The sequence below is a fragment of the Streptomyces sp. NPDC005722 genome (genome assembly GCF_040630935.1).
Classification (GTDB): Bacteria; Actinomycetota; Actinomycetes; order Streptomycetales; family Streptomycetaceae; genus Actinacidiphila.
The window spans coordinates 267,564-281,261 of the sequence record NZ_JBEXYN010000006.1 but is presented as its reverse complement, the minus strand read 5'-3'; the positions used below and the strand labels follow the sequence as shown (position 1 = coordinate 281,261).

At 67.7% G+C, this 13,698-nt stretch carries 13 protein-coding genes, 1 tRNA gene and 1 pseudogene; 10 read left to right on the top strand and 5 right to left on the bottom strand.

Going from position 1 to position 13,698, the window contains the following annotated elements; translation table 11 throughout:
* Window positions 1–292 precede the first annotated feature (292 nt).
* From ABZ479_RS10860 to ABZ479_RS10850, 3 genes are all read left to right on the top strand, one after another.
* On the top strand, window positions 293–1,318 hold the full coding sequence (locus tag ABZ479_RS10860) for an alpha/beta hydrolase (protein WP_500461241.1): 1,026 nt from the start codon (window positions 293–295) through the stop codon (window positions 1,316–1,318).
* Window positions 1,319–1,420: 102 nt separating this feature from the next.
* A complete protein-coding gene (locus tag ABZ479_RS10855) occupies window positions 1,421–2,992 on the top strand; it encodes an alpha/beta hydrolase (protein ID WP_500461240.1) in 1,572 nt (523 codons plus the stop codon).
* A 125-nt stretch (window positions 2,993–3,117) separates the two neighbouring features.
* Window positions 3,118–3,191 (top strand) — tRNA-Thr (locus ABZ479_RS10850).
* A gap of 47 nt (window positions 3,192–3,238) precedes the next feature.
* Here ABZ479_RS10850 and ABZ479_RS10845 read toward each other — a convergent pair.
* Window positions 3,239–3,934, bottom strand: a pseudogene (locus ABZ479_RS10845) (tyrosine-type recombinase/integrase); the annotation flags it as partial.
* A gap of 265 nt (window positions 3,935–4,199) precedes the next feature.
* On the opposite strand from ABZ479_RS10845, the gene ABZ479_RS10840 reads away from it, so the two are divergent.
* Both ABZ479_RS10840 and ABZ479_RS10835 read left to right on the top strand, forming a co-directional pair.
* Window positions 4,200–4,550 carry an effector-associated constant component EACC1 gene (locus ABZ479_RS10840; protein ID WP_500461239.1) on the top strand — a complete coding sequence of 117 codons (351 nt, stop codon included), beginning with the start codon at window positions 4,200–4,202 and terminating at the stop codon, window positions 4,548–4,550.
* A complete protein-coding gene (locus ABZ479_RS10835) occupies window positions 4,547–6,055 on the top strand; it encodes a caspase family protein (protein ID WP_500461237.1) in 1,509 nt (502 codons plus the stop codon). Before ABZ479_RS10840 ends, ABZ479_RS10835 begins: the two co-directional genes overlap by 4 nt.
* 313 nt (window positions 6,056–6,368) lie before the next feature.
* Here the strand turns inward: ABZ479_RS10835 and ABZ479_RS10830 are convergent, their stop codons facing one another.
* The 3 genes from ABZ479_RS10830 to ABZ479_RS10820 form a co-directional block, all read right to left on the bottom strand.
* Window positions 6,369–6,710, bottom strand: a complete 342-nt coding sequence (locus ABZ479_RS10830) for a hypothetical protein (protein ID WP_500461236.1) — start codon at window positions 6,708–6,710, stop codon at window positions 6,369–6,371.
* A gap of 1,349 nt (window positions 6,711–8,059) precedes the next feature.
* The gene (locus tag ABZ479_RS10825) at window positions 8,060–8,317 is read right to left on the bottom strand and encodes a DUF6221 family protein (protein WP_500461234.1); all 258 of its coding nucleotides are present in this window, start codon (window positions 8,315–8,317) and stop codon (window positions 8,060–8,062) included.
* A gap of 139 nt (window positions 8,318–8,456) precedes the next feature.
* Window positions 8,457–8,927: a hypothetical protein gene (locus tag ABZ479_RS10820; RefSeq protein WP_500461233.1), complete on the bottom strand. Its 471-nt coding sequence runs from the start codon at window positions 8,925–8,927 to the stop codon at window positions 8,457–8,459.
* A 541-nt stretch (window positions 8,928–9,468) separates the two neighbouring features.
* Here ABZ479_RS10820 and ABZ479_RS10815 point away from each other — a divergent pair.
* Entirely contained in the window at window positions 9,469–9,906 is a 438-nt protein-coding gene (locus tag ABZ479_RS10815; RefSeq protein WP_500461232.1) for an HIT family protein, read from the top strand.
* Between the two features lie 218 nt (window positions 9,907–10,124).
* Here ABZ479_RS10815 and ABZ479_RS10810 read toward each other — a convergent pair whose 3' ends face one another.
* A complete protein-coding gene (locus ABZ479_RS10810; protein ID WP_500461230.1) occupies window positions 10,125–10,595 on the bottom strand; it encodes a GNAT family N-acetyltransferase in 471 nt (156 codons plus the stop codon).
* Between the two features lie 130 nt (window positions 10,596–10,725).
* Between ABZ479_RS10810 and ABZ479_RS10805 the strand changes: the two genes are divergently transcribed.
* The 4 genes from ABZ479_RS10805 to ABZ479_RS10790 all read left to right on the top strand — a co-directional run bounded on the left by ABZ479_RS10805 (window position 10,726) and on the right by ABZ479_RS10790 (window position 13,542).
* Window positions 10,726–11,463 (top strand): SDR family NAD(P)-dependent oxidoreductase, encoded by a 738-nt coding sequence (locus ABZ479_RS10805; RefSeq protein WP_500461228.1) that lies wholly within the window; start codon window positions 10,726–10,728, stop codon window positions 11,461–11,463.
* A gap of 57 nt (window positions 11,464–11,520) precedes the next feature.
* Window positions 11,521–12,363, top strand: coding sequence for a class I SAM-dependent methyltransferase (locus tag ABZ479_RS10800; protein ID WP_500461227.1), 843 nt, complete (start codon window positions 11,521–11,523; stop codon window positions 12,361–12,363).
* 127 nt (window positions 12,364–12,490) lie between these two features.
* Window positions 12,491–13,033 carry an RNA polymerase sigma factor gene (locus ABZ479_RS10795; protein WP_500461225.1) on the top strand — a complete coding sequence of 181 codons (543 nt, stop codon included), beginning with the start codon at window positions 12,491–12,493 and terminating at the stop codon, window positions 13,031–13,033.
* On the top strand, window positions 13,030–13,542 hold the full coding sequence (locus tag ABZ479_RS10790) for a hypothetical protein (protein WP_500461224.1): 513 nt from the start codon (window positions 13,030–13,032) through the stop codon (window positions 13,540–13,542). Before ABZ479_RS10795 ends, ABZ479_RS10790 begins: the two co-directional genes overlap by 4 nt.
* Window positions 13,543–13,698: the final 156 nt, after the last annotated feature.

Here is a 13,698-nt window from a genome sequence, read left to right as displayed (position 1 = left end):
CGGCGTACGGGCCGACCACCGGCGTACGGGAGGGATCACCGGCGCGCGGGACGGGCCGCGCGGAGCTGCCCGCGCGCCCTTGATCATCCGGCGGACGGGTGATCGTTTGCGGTGCCCGCGCGTCGCCGCTCCCCGGTGCGCCCGGCCTTGCCGCAGGCTGGCGTGCGGTGCCCCCGGCCGCTGTCCCCGCGGGGGTGATCCCAGCGCACGGGATGCGCTTCCCCCTGCCTCCGGCGTGGGTGCCCACCCGTGCCCGAAGCGCCCTCGGGGACGTCCCGAGGTGGTGCCGCACGTGCCCGAGGTGGCCGAGGTCGTCGTTCTGTACGCGCTGCTGACTGTGGCCGGGGCCGTCGCGGTGGTGCTCGCCCGCTCGGCACTGAGGCACTGGTGGGAGCAGCGTGCGGGCCGCGCGTACGAACTGCCCGTGGAGCGGGCCGGCACCCTGCTGCGCGGGGCCGGGTCGGGCCTGGCCGCCGCGGTGGCGATCACGCTGGGGGTCTGCTTGGCGCCCGGGTCCGGGGCCCCGTCGCCCCCGCCGCCCCGCCAGGTCACCGCCGCCGGGCCGTCGCCGTCCCGGCCGTCGTCACCGCCGCGGCCGCGCCCCCGGCCGGTGCCGTCCGACCCCGTGGACGCGGGGCTGGTGCCGCCGCGCACGCTCGGTCACCCGGCCGGGGGTACGCTCCAGGAGTTGTCCGACGGCACACGGGTCTGGCTGCCCCCGCAGTACGACTACCCGGACTCCGCGGGCGTCTACTTCCCCCTGGTCGTGGCCCACATCGACCCCGCGGACCCGGATCTGTTCGCCGGTTTCGCCGCCCAGTCGCTGCGCGGCGTCGCCGACCCCTTCGTGGTGGTGCTGCCCGCCAGTTGCGACGCCGGTCCGGGCGCCGGCCCCGCCTCCGTCCCGGACGCGGTCGCCCGGCTCTACCGCGTCCTGCCGGGCCGTCCCGCGCGGGCGCTGCTGGGCGCCGACGGGGACGCGGCCTGCGTCGTACGGCAGCAGCTGACCGATCCCCGGGGCTTCGCGACGGCGATCGGCGTCTCGGGCGGCTACGAGGGGATCGACCGGTCCGGCCCGCCGCCGTACTCGTACGCCGGCGGTGGCTACGCCGGGCGTGACATGCCGCGCCCCGCGCTGCTGCTCGCCGTACCCTCCGGAGAGGAGGACGCGCGGCGCTCGGCGCTCGCCCTGCGCGGGCGGGTGCGCGGCGTGTCCGCCGAGGTCCGGGTGCTGGACGGCATCGGCCCGCGGCGGCGGCTCTTCGCCCTCGTCGCCGGGTACGCGACCGAGAAGCTCGACGGCCCGGACCGTCCCTGACGGCGCGGGCCGGAATCACCCGTACGAGGACTGTGGACGACGGTTCGCCACCGGTCGTACGGATACGCTCCAGATCATCACCACGAGGGAACCGAGGCTCCGATGCACACCCCGCGCCTGCTCCGTACCTCCGGCACCGTCCTCGCCGTCGCCGGGCTGATGATGTCCGCGTGCACCACCGGTGGCAACACCCACAGCGCCGCCGCGTCGTCCCCGGCGGGCTCGCTCGGCGGGCCGCCGCCCTCGGGCGCGGCCGCCGACGCCTACGGCAACCTCCGGCCGTACTACGAGCAGCGCCTGTCCTGGGGCGACTGCAAGGACATGCCGGGCATGCAGTGCGCCACGATGCGGGTCCCCCTCGACTACGCGCACCCGTCGGAAGCGACCGACCTCAAGCTCGCCGTCTCCCGGAAGCGGGCCGAGGACGGCGGCAAGCGGCTCGGCACCCTGCTGGTCAACCCGGGCGGCCCCGGCGGCTCCGCCATCGACTACCTGCAGTACGCGGCCTTCGGCTACCCGTCGCCGGTCACCTCGCGCTACGACATGGCCGCCATCGACCCCCGCGGCGTGGCCCGCAGCGAGCCCGTCGAGTGCCTCAGCGACAGCCAGATGGACGCCTTCGCGGCGACCGACGTCACCCCGGACGACGGCGCGGAGGTCAACGCCCTGGTCGCCGCCGACAAGAAGTTCGCCGACGGCTGCGAGCAGCGCTCCGCCAAGCTGCTCAAGCACGTCAGCACGGTGGAGTCCGCCCGCGACATGGACGTCTTCCGCGCCCTCGTCGGCGACCGCAAGCTCAACTACGTCGGCAAGTCCTACGGCACCTTCCTGGGCGCCACCTACGCCGAGCTCTTCCCGGACAAGGTCGGGCGGCTCGTCCTCGACGGCGCCGTCGACCCCTCGATCTCCGCCCTCGACGCGAGCCGCGGCCAGGCCTCGGGCTTCGAGACCGCCTTCGACGCCTTCGCCGCGGACTGCATCACCCACCGCGACTGCCCGCTCGGCACCAAGAGCACCGCTGACGCCGGGCACCGCCTCGACGCCCTCTTCAAGCAGCTGGACGGCAAGCCGCTCGGCACCGGCAGCTCCCGCAAGCTGACGGAGGCGCTGGGCACGACCGGCGTGATCGCCGCGATGTACGACGAGTCGATGTGGCCGACCCTGCGGACCGCGCTCACCAAGGCGAACAAGGGCGACGGGAGCGGCCTGCTCATGCTCTCCGACACGTACTACGAGCGCAGCGACAGCGGGCACTACGACAACCTGATGTACGCCAACGCCGCCGTGAACTGCCTCGACCTGCCGCCGGCCCTGTCCGGGCCGCAGGCCGCCGAGCAGTCCGTGTCCGCCTTCACCGCCGAGTCCCCGCACTTCGGCAAGAACCTGGCGTGGTCCAGCCTGATCTGCACCTACTGGGCCGTCCCGCCGACCGGCAAGCCCCACCGCATCGAGGCCACCGGCGCCGACCCCATCCTCGTCGTCGGCACCACCCGCGACCCGGCCACGCCGTACGCCTGGGCCAAGTCCCTCGCCGGCCAGCTCGACTCCGGCGTGCTGCTCACGTACAACGGCGACGGCCACACGGCGTACGCCCGCGGCAGCAACTGCATCGACGCGGCGGTCAACCGCTACCTCCTCGACGGCACGCCCCCGGTCGACGGCAAGAGCTGCTGACCCCCGAGGGGCCCCGGCCGACCCCGGCCGCACGTCGGCGGACCCCGGTCGCACCCTGGTCAGGGGCCCCTCGAGAACTGTGTAGACTTGTGCCCGCTGCCGATGCCAAGCTGTCCCGGCAGCCTGCCGCCTTAGCTCAGTTGGCCAGAGCGACGCACTCGTAATGCGTAGGTCAAGGGTTCGATTCCCTTAGGCGGCTCAAACCGAAACCCCAGGTCGGACCTTTCCGACCTGGGGTTTCTTCGTTCAGCGGATGCGGCGGCGGTGGCGCGATCGGGCCGCGCGGGTGTCGGCGGTCTCAGTTCTGGTCTCAGTGGGGCCCGTATCGCGGTCTGTGGGAGCGGGTGCGAAGAACTCGCCCATGCGCCGCATGGCGTCCTTCGACAGGTGGGATCGGCCCTTCACATAGCGGCGGGTCTGGCTGATCTGGGTGTGCCGCAAGATCTCCATGATCGTGGTCATGTCGACCCCGAGCTCGTTCAGGATCGTGCCCGCTGTGTGGCGGCTTCCGTCGTACAGGCGACGGTCGTCGATCCCAGCCTCGGTGAACAGCTCCTTGAACTCTCCGTAGTCGGCGCGCGGGTCAAGCGGGCGTCCGTCCGGCCGCGAGAACACGACGTGATGTTCCTCCCAAAGCTCGCCGGCCGCCGTTCGCATCGCCTCTTGTCGGGCTTTGTGATCTTCCAGGAATGGGATGAAGACGGGTGGGATCGGGACGGCGTTCCGGCTCTTCTTTGTCTTGGGGCGAGTGAAGACGAGACCGCCCTCCTTGCGTTTCGGGCAGGCGCTCGCGTGTCGCGTGCACGTCTTGGCGCAGGGCTTCGGACAGCCGCGCGTGTAGGCCTTGTGCATGGTGCAGCCGGATGGGCACGGCTCGAAGCGGTGGAGGCGTTCTCCGCACGCGTGCGGGTCGTCACATCCGTGTCGCCACGTGAGGCGCCGACTGGAAGCACTGTCGCTGGCAGCTTGAGCAATGTGGTCCTCAATACAGGACCAGGGGGACCTGTGTCGGTAGAGCCCTATGCGGTCGGCGCACGACGCTGCGAGGCCGGGCACATGCTGCCAAGGTCCAAGGCGGTTACTCACTGCCGGCACGCGGCCCGATGACCTGCGGGCGACCGCCCCTGCGGACTGCTCCGAAGGGCCATCAGATCCCGTCCTTTCGAGTACCCTGTGTAGTCCGCTTCGTGAGACTTCGGGGGATGCCTTGATTCTGCAGGTGGATTTGGTTGGCGACGAGGCAGGCGACGAGCTGCGCCGGTTGCAACAGTGGCTTTGCAAGGACGAGGACCTTAGACACGTCTCCATCACTGCGAAGCAGGCACCAGTACAGAACGGCGACATGGGCCCCGTGCTGGAAGCACTCCAATTGCTGCTTGAGCCGCAGGGTGTCTTGGCGGCAGTCGCGGCATCGTTGGGGACTTGGGCCAGTACCCGACGCAAAAACGTGCGTATTCGCGTGCGCAGTGGTGACAAAGAAGTCGAGATCGACGTGTCCCGTCTTTGTGACCCGGACGACGTCGCCATTCGTATTGTGCGCGAGTTGGATGGCCGATGAATACCCCTCTTCCATCCATCACATCTGGGCGCGCGGTATTGATTGGCACCGCCGCGTACTCCTCGCTGGATCTTGGTGAGATTCCCCATTCTTTAAGAAATATTCGTAGTCTTAGAGACATACTCACTGACCCAGAACTGAGCGGATTCGCACAACAGGATGTGACCGTCGTAGGGGACCCGCGCAGTCCCGAAGACATCATGCGACCCATCGCTACGGCGGCAGGTGAAGCACAGGACGTCTTGCTCGTCTATTACAGCGGCCATGGCCTCCTCGCGGGCGATAACAGTGATTTGCACCTCAGCCTTACAGGTAGCGAACCGGATGCGCCGTGGACTAGTCTCCCTTTCTCCTATCTGGCAGGTGTGGTCAAACAAGCTCGCGCCGCCGCTAAGATTGTAATTTTGGATTGCTGTTACAGTGGCCGAGCTCACGCCGATCTCATGGGGGATCAGGCGCAACTAGTCAAGAATCAGTTGGCTGTTGAGGGTTTGTACTGTCTTACTTCCGCCCCGGAAACAAAACGCTCGAAGGCGCCTGTAGGCGATGAGTACAGCGCCTTCACGGGCCATCTGCTGGCTGCTATGAAGGAAGGCATCCCTAGCGTCGGCCCCGTTCTGCGAATGAGTGACCTTTACGGTGAAGTGCGTAGTCGGATGAGATCGACTTCATTTCCTTTGCCTGAGCAATGCAACAAAAAGGACGCCGGCTCCTTCCCGCTTGTCCGTAACAAATCACACTCATTTGCGATCATTGAGTCCCCATTGCTTAATTTGGACTTCAGTCGCTCCCGTGCTGTCGTGGTTGGCTGTGCCGAGTATGAAAGCGAGGAATTGCAACAGCAGCCCGCGTGTCGAAATGACGCCCATAAGTTTCGCGAAATTTTACTTGACGCAGAAATCTTTGGATTTGAATCTGAACATTGCTCTTTGGTTATTGACCCGGCGACTCCGTCTGACCTTCTGGAGCCGCTTGAGGACGCGGCTGGAGAAGCCGAAGACATCCTCATCATCTACTACTCGGGTCGCACTGCTCTCTCCGAAGAGGGGACCTTGGAGTTCTGTACGCGCAATACCCGACTGAATCGCCTTGCTTCTACCGCCATTTCGGCGTCGCTCATAGCTCGCATTGTCGAGAGATCACGTGCCCGTGAGCACGTTATTATTGCGGACGTGTGTATGGGGGGTAGGCTCACTGATTCCTTTACTTCTGTGCGTAACTGTAGTGTCCTCAGTGGAACTGGTAGACTTGAACACTCAGTTATCGAGGGTGACCATAGTTTGTTCACCAGAAAGCTGCTGGCGACGCTGAAGGCAGGAATTCCGGGAGCTGCGCCCCACCTCAACGTGCTTGACGTCTTTCAAGAAGTGAGGCGTCACGGCGATGGCGATTCTCCGTCGCCGACCTTCTCGCTGAACGGTGTTAGTCAAGTTCGTTGCCTATTGCGCAATCGATCTGAAGCTGCCGCGCTGTCTGCTCCCCATCATTGCCTCATGACTGCCTAATCAGACCGCATCCCGGCAAGGGCCAGGGCCGGAGGTGCCTTCCGGTGCTGGCATTGGTGGACCACAGTGGACGGGCGGCAGTTAGTGTGGCTATTACCGGTTCCTGGCAGATGGCTACCGTGAGAGGCGCCCCTACTCGCCAGCTGGAGGCGACACCACATGAGCATCGGCGAGCGCATCCCGTTCTGCTGAAAGCGCCGGGGTTATACGGAAGAGGTACTAGCCGGCCTAGCTAGGCGCGGCATCGCTAGAGCGGGGACGGGATGGCCGGGCAGACTCCGGTGAGCTGACGCCTGTGCTTCTGTTTGGAGGCTCAGCTCCGCCTTGGCTTCGTGCTGTCGTTGAGGTGGGAACGTGCGGCGACGGTGAACGCAGAGATCTCATTTACTAGGTCTAGATGTGCATTGTGATGCCCGTGAAGGGGGCGCCCTTCAATTACGTCGAAGATGGTGTCGGGAATCTCGCCGCGGAGGGCCCCGACATATACGTTGTGGGCGTGGTTCTCGATTAGCTGTGCGATCTCTGAGATGTGTTCGGGGCCTTCGAGGTTGACAACGGCCGCCGCTAGGCGCAGGGGCTCCGTAGATAGTTCGGCGCGGATGCTTAAGGCGCGTTCGTCGACTTCCTCTCTCCTTGCTCCGGACAGTCTGGACACGCCTAACTGGTCGCAGGCTTGTAGCACGCAAGTCCCCCAGTTAGCGCGGCGAGCATAGCTGTTGGCTTCTGCGAGAAGGGCGGCGTAGGCGTCCCGTTGGTGTTGGCGTCGTACCGCGTCAACGGGGCCGCTGTAGGCCCCTCGACCTTGGATACGACCAGCACCGTATGCGGCCGCGGCCGCTAGCAGTGCGACGGGGCTGGATATGAGAGTTGCTGCTACGGCAGGGTCCATGAAGCGTGATCTTCCCCCCTTTGCGCGGACAGGTGAAGTCCTTGGCGGCGTGACATCGAACGGTCCGGCACGCGGGCCAGACAGCGTGTGATGCCTCCGGGTTGGGGTCGTCGCTGATGGCGAGTTGCTGCCTCGAGCCACCTCAGGATCGGCTTGAGGGTTTGTGCCGGGGAACTGCTTCAGGGAGTAAATGTCACTATCTTGTCCCAGTTCACCGTTCAGCGCGATACTGGCGAATTATTACGTGTGTGATGTCTGGCATGGTTGAACCGATTGGCGCGGCGGCGTCGGGTCTTGGGCGCGCTGCTGGCACGGCGTTGGGGAAGGCCTTCGTGGCCAACGGGCGGACGCGACTTGGCGGGCGGGAAGAGCGAAGGGCGGTGTACGCCCACTTCCAGAGTTGTGTGATCAATGCCTTCGTGGCGACGTATCGGCATTGTGAATGGGCGTATCTGCGGTATACACCGCTCTTCTATGCATCACAACGTAAATCTGCGGATCGCGCACTTGATGCGCATGCGGCGATGCAGGACGCTCTGGCCGAGCTGATGCTAGTTGGCAACGACAAGCCGCGTCGGGCCGGTTTCGAAGCCGCCTTGGCGGTGGTGGCGGTGGACATCAGGCGCGGACCCAGGGCGCGTGTCAACACAGCGAACGCTGAAGAGTTCTGGGGGCATGTAGAGGCCTACGTCGAGGCATGCCAGGAAGATCTCTGGTACCTGCCCCGATGGTGGCAGATCTGGCGTCCGGCCTGGTGGTCGGCACGGTGGCGGTCGGTAAGAACCCGCCGAGCCGGCCACCGGTCCGGAGTTTCCGCTCCGGAGCAGGCATCTCACCAACCCTCGGCAAAACGAGGCGGATGACCGGCTTGCAACTGCCCGAGTCTCGGGTGGTGCTCTAGCACTTGACCGGAGGATGGTCGGCTGCCGACCTGAATCCGCCGGCTGGTGGAGCGGATGCTGACGGCAGAAGGTGACGGCAACAGTGCTGCATCTACAGGCATCTCGGTGGTTCGTAGAGGATTGAACTGCGGCCCCGTAGGGCCTACTGGGGAGCGCGCCCACGCGGCGGAATGAACTTGTAAGGCGAGGGTTAGGGACTGTCTCCTTGAAACGCTATGGGCGCCATTCCTGCTGGTAGGCGGGGTGTTCGGCGTATGACTGGCCAAGGACTCGCAGCGCGTATGCCAGGCCGGCCGAGCGGGAGTCCCGGGGGCCCATGGCTTTGTAGTCGTTCGCCAGTTGCTCGATCAGATCGAGCATGGGGAGGTGGCTGTCGAGAAGAGCCTCGCCGCCCAGGGTGCCGGCCACGTAGGCGTAGGCATGGTTGTCGTCCATGATGCGTGCGACGAGGAACCCCACAAGATCGTCCATGTGGCCATCCTCGCGGGCAAGGTGCTTCGGCGGTCAAGCGTCGCGCGCAGAACCCCTTGACGTCGGCTCCGCCGACCGTGGACGGCGGCGGAGCCGGTGATCGTGCACCTCAAGAGGGCTCGAAGTGCCGCTGCGCGGGCTACCCCTGAGACAGCGTGCCCTGATCCGTCTCCCACAGGGAGAGGCCGCGTCGAATGTCCTCACGGGTGTACGGCATCGGCGGGAAGCCTTCCACGGTCATCACGTAGTTCTCGGACGCGCCAGGCACCTTGAAGAGGAAGTCGAGTTCGCACGTCTTGAGGCTGTCTTCGATCCCGTAGGTATAGGCCGGCTTGAGCCGGGAGGTGCCGAGAATCTCACCATCGCCATCCGTCACACGGACCTCGGCCCCGGCCTTGACCTTGGAGCCGGGCGGAGGTGTACACGGCTTGCCGATGTCGGGACCCTTGCCGTCGGTGGACAGTTCGACCTTCACCCTCCCGCTGATGGCGAGAGTCACGGCGGATGGCGTGGCACTGGGCGCCGCTTCCTTCGAGTCCTCGCCTGTGCCGGAGCACCCGACGAGCCCCGCCATGCCAAGTGCCAGGCCGCAGACCCACAGCTTTCTCATGTGCTTCCCACCCCTCGTGACCTGCGGCGGAATCTCCAGAGCAGGTAGCACGCACCCTACCGATGACCTCATAGCTACTTAGGGGCCGGCCGACGATGGACCATCGCAACTCGGCATGAGGGGTCGGTCCTGGTCTCAGTTGGAGTCTCAGTCGACGCCAGTTCCGGGGCGGTTCGCATCTGTCCACCGCCATCCGACAGGGGGGCTGACCGGGGATGCAGCCTTCGTGACGGACACCCGTGGACGCCTCCAGACCAAGGTCGGACAACTCGTAATGCGTAGGTCAAGGGTTCGATTCCCTTAGGCGGCTCAACGGAGAAGGGCCAGGTCAGCGTCTCTGACCTGGCCTTTTCTCATTTCCTTGATCGGCTTATCCAGCCCGCGGCCCGGCAGGGTGTGTACGGCACCCGGAGGGGGCCGCCGCCTCTGCGCGGAGCACTCAGGCGCAGGCGCTGTGCACTTGACGCGGTGTGAGGCCGGCGAAGTCCGTCTTCGAACGGCTTTCCGGTCGAAATGCACCTCATGTGACAAAATACTTTCTATGGCCACCTTGTTCTCGCGCATCATCGCCGGTGAGCTACCTGGACGCTTCGTCTGGCAAGATCCAGAAATCACCGCGTTCCTCACCATCGCACCATTGCGGCCTGGACACACTCTTGTTGTGCCCCGTCGTGAGGTCGACCGGTGGACAGATGTCGACGGGGCTCTCCTGGCTCGTTGTTTCGAGGTGGCCCAGGCCATTGGGCAAGGGGTGCGGCGGGCCTGGAATGCTCCGCGAGCAGGGTTGATCATTGCGGGATTCGATGTGCCTCATCTGCACATACATGTCGCTCCCGTGTGGGACATGTCCGACTTCGAGTTCGGCAAGGTAAGGCCGGAAGAAGATCAATCAGCTCTGGATGAAGCTGCGGTAAAGCTCCGCGTCGCCTTGCTTGATCTCGGTTATGAACAGGCTCGGGACACCGGATCAGAACGGTGAATTCGCGGGCGGCGCGGCGGGACCGCGGCGCCCAGGAGCCGGCCCCCGCTTTCATGCCTCGACTGTGCCTGTACCCGATGACCTGCACAGACGATGAAAATGCGTAGGTCAAGAGTTCGATTCCCTTGGGCGGCTCCGCAGCGAAGGGCTGCCAACGCCCGCACGCCTCAGGCCCGTTGCCCGCGCGGTGTTGCCGGGCGTCCGGTCGCTGCGTCCGTTCACGTGTCGCGGGCCTGGTGAGGGGTCCGGTTCGTGTCGCGGCGGTAGGTGTAGAGGACGAAGCCCGGGTGGAACCTGCCGAGTTTGTCGTACAGCGCGCGGGCCGGGGCGTCCTCAAGGGTGTTCCAGTAGAGGCCGGGTGAGTGGTGCTGTTCGGCGTCCCGCGCGACCCACTCGATCAGCGCCGTGGCGACACCGCGCCGCCGGACGTCCGGGTCCACGAACAGGTCAGCCAGGTAGCACTTCCCGGCGTACCAGACGCTGGCGTGGAACAGGTAGTGCGCGATGCCGACCAGCTCGCCGTCCAGCCGGGCCGCGATCCCGCGTATCCGCTCGTCGTCGATCAGGCGCCGCCAGGTGCGTTCGTAGCTGTCGTCGTCCCTTTCGACCCCGAAGTACGTGTCCTTGCCGCGGGCCAGTGCCTCCCAGCGGGTGCGGTCCGACGCGGTCAGGAAGCCGATCTCCACCATGGCGCCCATCCTGCCCCGCGGGCGCCCCGGTGACTCCGTCCGCGCTTTGACCGGACCCACGGGTCCGGTTACGGTTGACGGCAATCGGACCCATGGGTCCGCTTAAATTCCCGTACGTAGGAGGAGCGCGATGATCGACAATCCGACGGCCCTGGTCACCGGTGCCAACAAGGGGCTGGGCCGGGAGACCGCCCGCCGGCTCGCCGCCGCGGGGGCGACCGTCCTGCTGGGCAGTCGCGACCTCCGGCGGGGCGAGGCCGCCGCCGCCGAACTGGCCGCCGGGGGCCTGCGGGTCCTCCCCGTCCAGCTGGACGTCACCGACGTGGACGGCGTCGAGCGGGTCGCCGCACGCATACGTGAGGAGTTCGGGCGGCTCGACATCCTGGTGAACAACGCCGGCGGGATCGTCGAGTCCCCCGCGCTGAGCACCACGGCGGCGGACCTGCGGGCCACCTACGAGACCAATGTCTTCGGCGTGGTCACGGTCACGCACGCGATGCTGCCGCTGCTGGCCGCTTCGGCCGCCGCGCGCGTCGTCAACGTCTCCAGCACCACCGCGTCGCTGACGGTGACCAGTGAGCCGGGCACCCTCTACGCCGACGCCGACCACATCCTGCCCTACGCGTCCTCGAAGGCCGCGCTGAACATGCTCACCGTCCAGTACGCCCAGGCGTTCCGGCGGGAGCCGGCGTACGCGCACGTGAAGATCAACTCGGCCTCGCCCGGGCTGACCGCCACCGACCTCACGCACAACGCCGGCTCCCGGACGGTCGAGCAGGGGGCCGCGATCATCGTGGAGCTGGCCACGCTCCCGGACGACGGACCCAGCGGCGGCTACTTCAGTGAGGACGGCCCCGCCCCCTGGTAGGGCCGCACCCCTGGGACGGCCCGCCCGGACGGCCGTCGCGCGCAGTACGTTCGTCCCATGGGCAACCCGATCGTGAACCTGGACCAGTCCGACGCGTGGAACGGGTACGAGGGCCGCCACTGGGCGACGTACCCCGAGCGGTACGACGCGCTCAACGACGCGGTGAACGACCACCTGCTCGACGACCTCCCGGTCGTGGCGGGCAGCCGGGTGCTGGACGTGGGCTGCGGGACCGGGCGCGTGGCGCGGCTCGCCGGCCGTCGCGGCGCCACGGCGCTCGGCGTGGACCTGTCGGAGCCGATGCTGCGCGAGGCGGTCGCCGCCGCGGAGCGGGAGGGCCTGGCCGGCGTCGCCTTCGTCCGGGGCGACGCACAGGTGCACCCGTTCCCCCCGGAGGGCTTCGACGCGGTCGTGAGCCGCTTCGGGGTGATGTTCTTCGCCGACCCCGTCGCCGCGTTCGCCAACCTCCGGCGTGCGCTGCGTCCCGGCGGGCGGCTGGCCTTCGTGGCCTCGCGCGGCCACCAGGCCATGGACCAGACGAAGATCTACCGGGCGATCGGGACCGTGGTGCCCGTGCCCGACTTCGCCGGTGACACCGGGCCGGCCTCCTTCGCCGACCCCCGGCACACCGAGAAGGTCCTGACCGGGGCGGGCTTCGCCGGGGTGACCTCGACGGCGGTGGACGTCCCGCAGGTCTGGGGGAGGGACGCCGAGGACGCGGCCGACTTCCTCATGGGCTGGGGGCCCGTGCAGTACTGGCTCCGCGAGGGCGGGGCCGACGAGGCGGCCCGCTCCCGTGCCCGGGACGCCGCGCTGGACGCCTTCCGCGGCTTCACGACCGCGGACGGCGCGGTCGTGCTGACCGCCCGCCTCTGGCTCGTGACCGCGGAGCGCCCCTGAGCCGCCGCCGGCCCCCTGGCGGTGTGACCTCCGCCTCGTCGCACCCATCCCCGGCCCGGGCCTGTAATCGTCCGCGCCCGGCCGGACATTCCCCAGTGAAAGCCTGTTCAGGGAGGGAAGGGTGCGCATGACGGCACGTGAGGGTCCGCGAGGGCGCGAGATGGTGGAAGAGTGGTACGAGGCCCACGCCGACCGGGTGATGGGCTACCTGATGCACCGCACGGATCGCGAGACCGCGCAGGACGTGCTCTCCGAGACCTTCCTGCTGGCCTGGCGCAAGCAGCGGTCCGTACCGGACGACGCGTTGCCCTGGCTGCTGGCGGCGGCACGCCGGCTGCTCGCCAACCGGGTGCGGTCGGACGTACGGCGGCAGGCGCTCGCGGAGCGGATATCCGCGGTGATGGACCGTGCTCCGCAGGAGGTCTTCGAGGACCGCATAGGCGACCGCGAGCACGTGTTCCGGGTGCTGATGGCGCTGTCCGAGGCCGATCGCGAAGTGCTGCTGCTCACCGGCTGGTACGACCTGAGCGCGCAGCAGGCGGCCAAGGCCCTGGGCTGCACCAGGGCGGCGTACACGCTGCGGCTCCACCGGGCCCGCAAGAGGTTCCGCGCGGCCCTGGAGCGTCGTCCCGCACCCTTCACCCCGCTCGATTCGGAGGTACACGCATGACGAACGACCCTGTCCTGGACGCCGTCCGGGAGTTGCGTCCGCAGGGGGCCGAGGGCTGGACGAGGTCGGAGGCCGGACGGGAGACGCTGCGCTCCGTGCTGGACCAGGCGGCGACTCCGCGGGCCACGGGACGGCGGTCGCTGCGGGTCGCCGTGGCCGGCGGCGCGGCCGTGGTCGCGCTGGCCGGGGGCGGTGTCGTGGCCGTCGCCGGGGGGATGCCGTGGGGTGAGGACGCCGGCGGGAAGATGATGTGCGCCCGGACGCTGGCGCGTGGCGCCGACCTCTCCGGTCTGCCGTCGGACGCGGTCAAGGAGTTCGACCCGAAGGACCCGGGCGCGGTGTGCGCCGGGCGCTGGAAGGAGATGTGGGGGCCGTCCGAGCCCGTCCCCACGTCCTTCGCCGCCTGCTACTACCCCGGCGGCGCCGGCAAGGTCGTCTGGCCCGCCGACGGCCTCGGCCAGGACCAGGCCTGCGCCCGCATCGGGGCCCGGCCCATCCCCGCGGGATAGCCCGCGGCGGTTGCCGCGGAGCCCCCTCGCACTCCGTGGCCCGGGAGCCGGGAAAGCGACGACGGTGAGTCGCCGGGAGTCGCTCCGGGAGTGCTCCGGATGTTTTTCCGGATGTCGCGGACATTCGTCCCTCTGCTGACACATCGCCTCTTCCCA

Excerpts from the sequence above, each read along its gene's own strand:
- ABZ479_RS10795 (WP_500461225.1), top strand. The coding sequence starts at position 12,491 with ATGACGGCACGTGAGGGTCCGCGAGGGCGCGAGATGGTGGAAGAGTGG.
- ABZ479_RS10820 (WP_500461233.1), bottom strand. The coding sequence starts at position 8,927 with ATGAGAAAGCTGTGGGTCTGCGGCCTGGCACTTGGCATGGCGGGGCTC.
- ABZ479_RS10805 (WP_500461228.1), top strand. The coding sequence starts at position 10,726 with ATGATCGACAATCCGACGGCCCTGGTCACCGGTGCCAACAAGGGGCTG.
- ABZ479_RS10800 (WP_500461227.1), top strand. The coding sequence starts at position 11,521 with ATGGGCAACCCGATCGTGAACCTGGACCAGTCCGACGCGTGGAACGGG.
- ABZ479_RS10855 (WP_500461240.1), top strand. The coding sequence starts at position 1,421 with ATGCACACCCCGCGCCTGCTCCGTACCTCCGGCACCGTCCTCGCCGTC.
- ABZ479_RS10815 (WP_500461232.1), top strand. The coding sequence starts at position 9,469 with ATGGCCACCTTGTTCTCGCGCATCATCGCCGGTGAGCTACCTGGACGC.
- ABZ479_RS10810 (WP_500461230.1), bottom strand. The coding sequence starts at position 10,595 with ATGGTGGAGATCGGCTTCCTGACCGCGTCGGACCGCACCCGCTGGGAG.
- ABZ479_RS10825 (WP_500461234.1), bottom strand. The coding sequence starts at position 8,317 with ATGGACGATCTTGTGGGGTTCCTCGTCGCACGCATCATGGACGACAAC.
- ABZ479_RS10835 (WP_500461237.1), top strand. The coding sequence starts at position 4,547 with ATGAATACCCCTCTTCCATCCATCACATCTGGGCGCGCGGTATTGATT.
- ABZ479_RS10790 (WP_500461224.1), top strand. The coding sequence starts at position 13,030 with ATGACGAACGACCCTGTCCTGGACGCCGTCCGGGAGTTGCGTCCGCAG.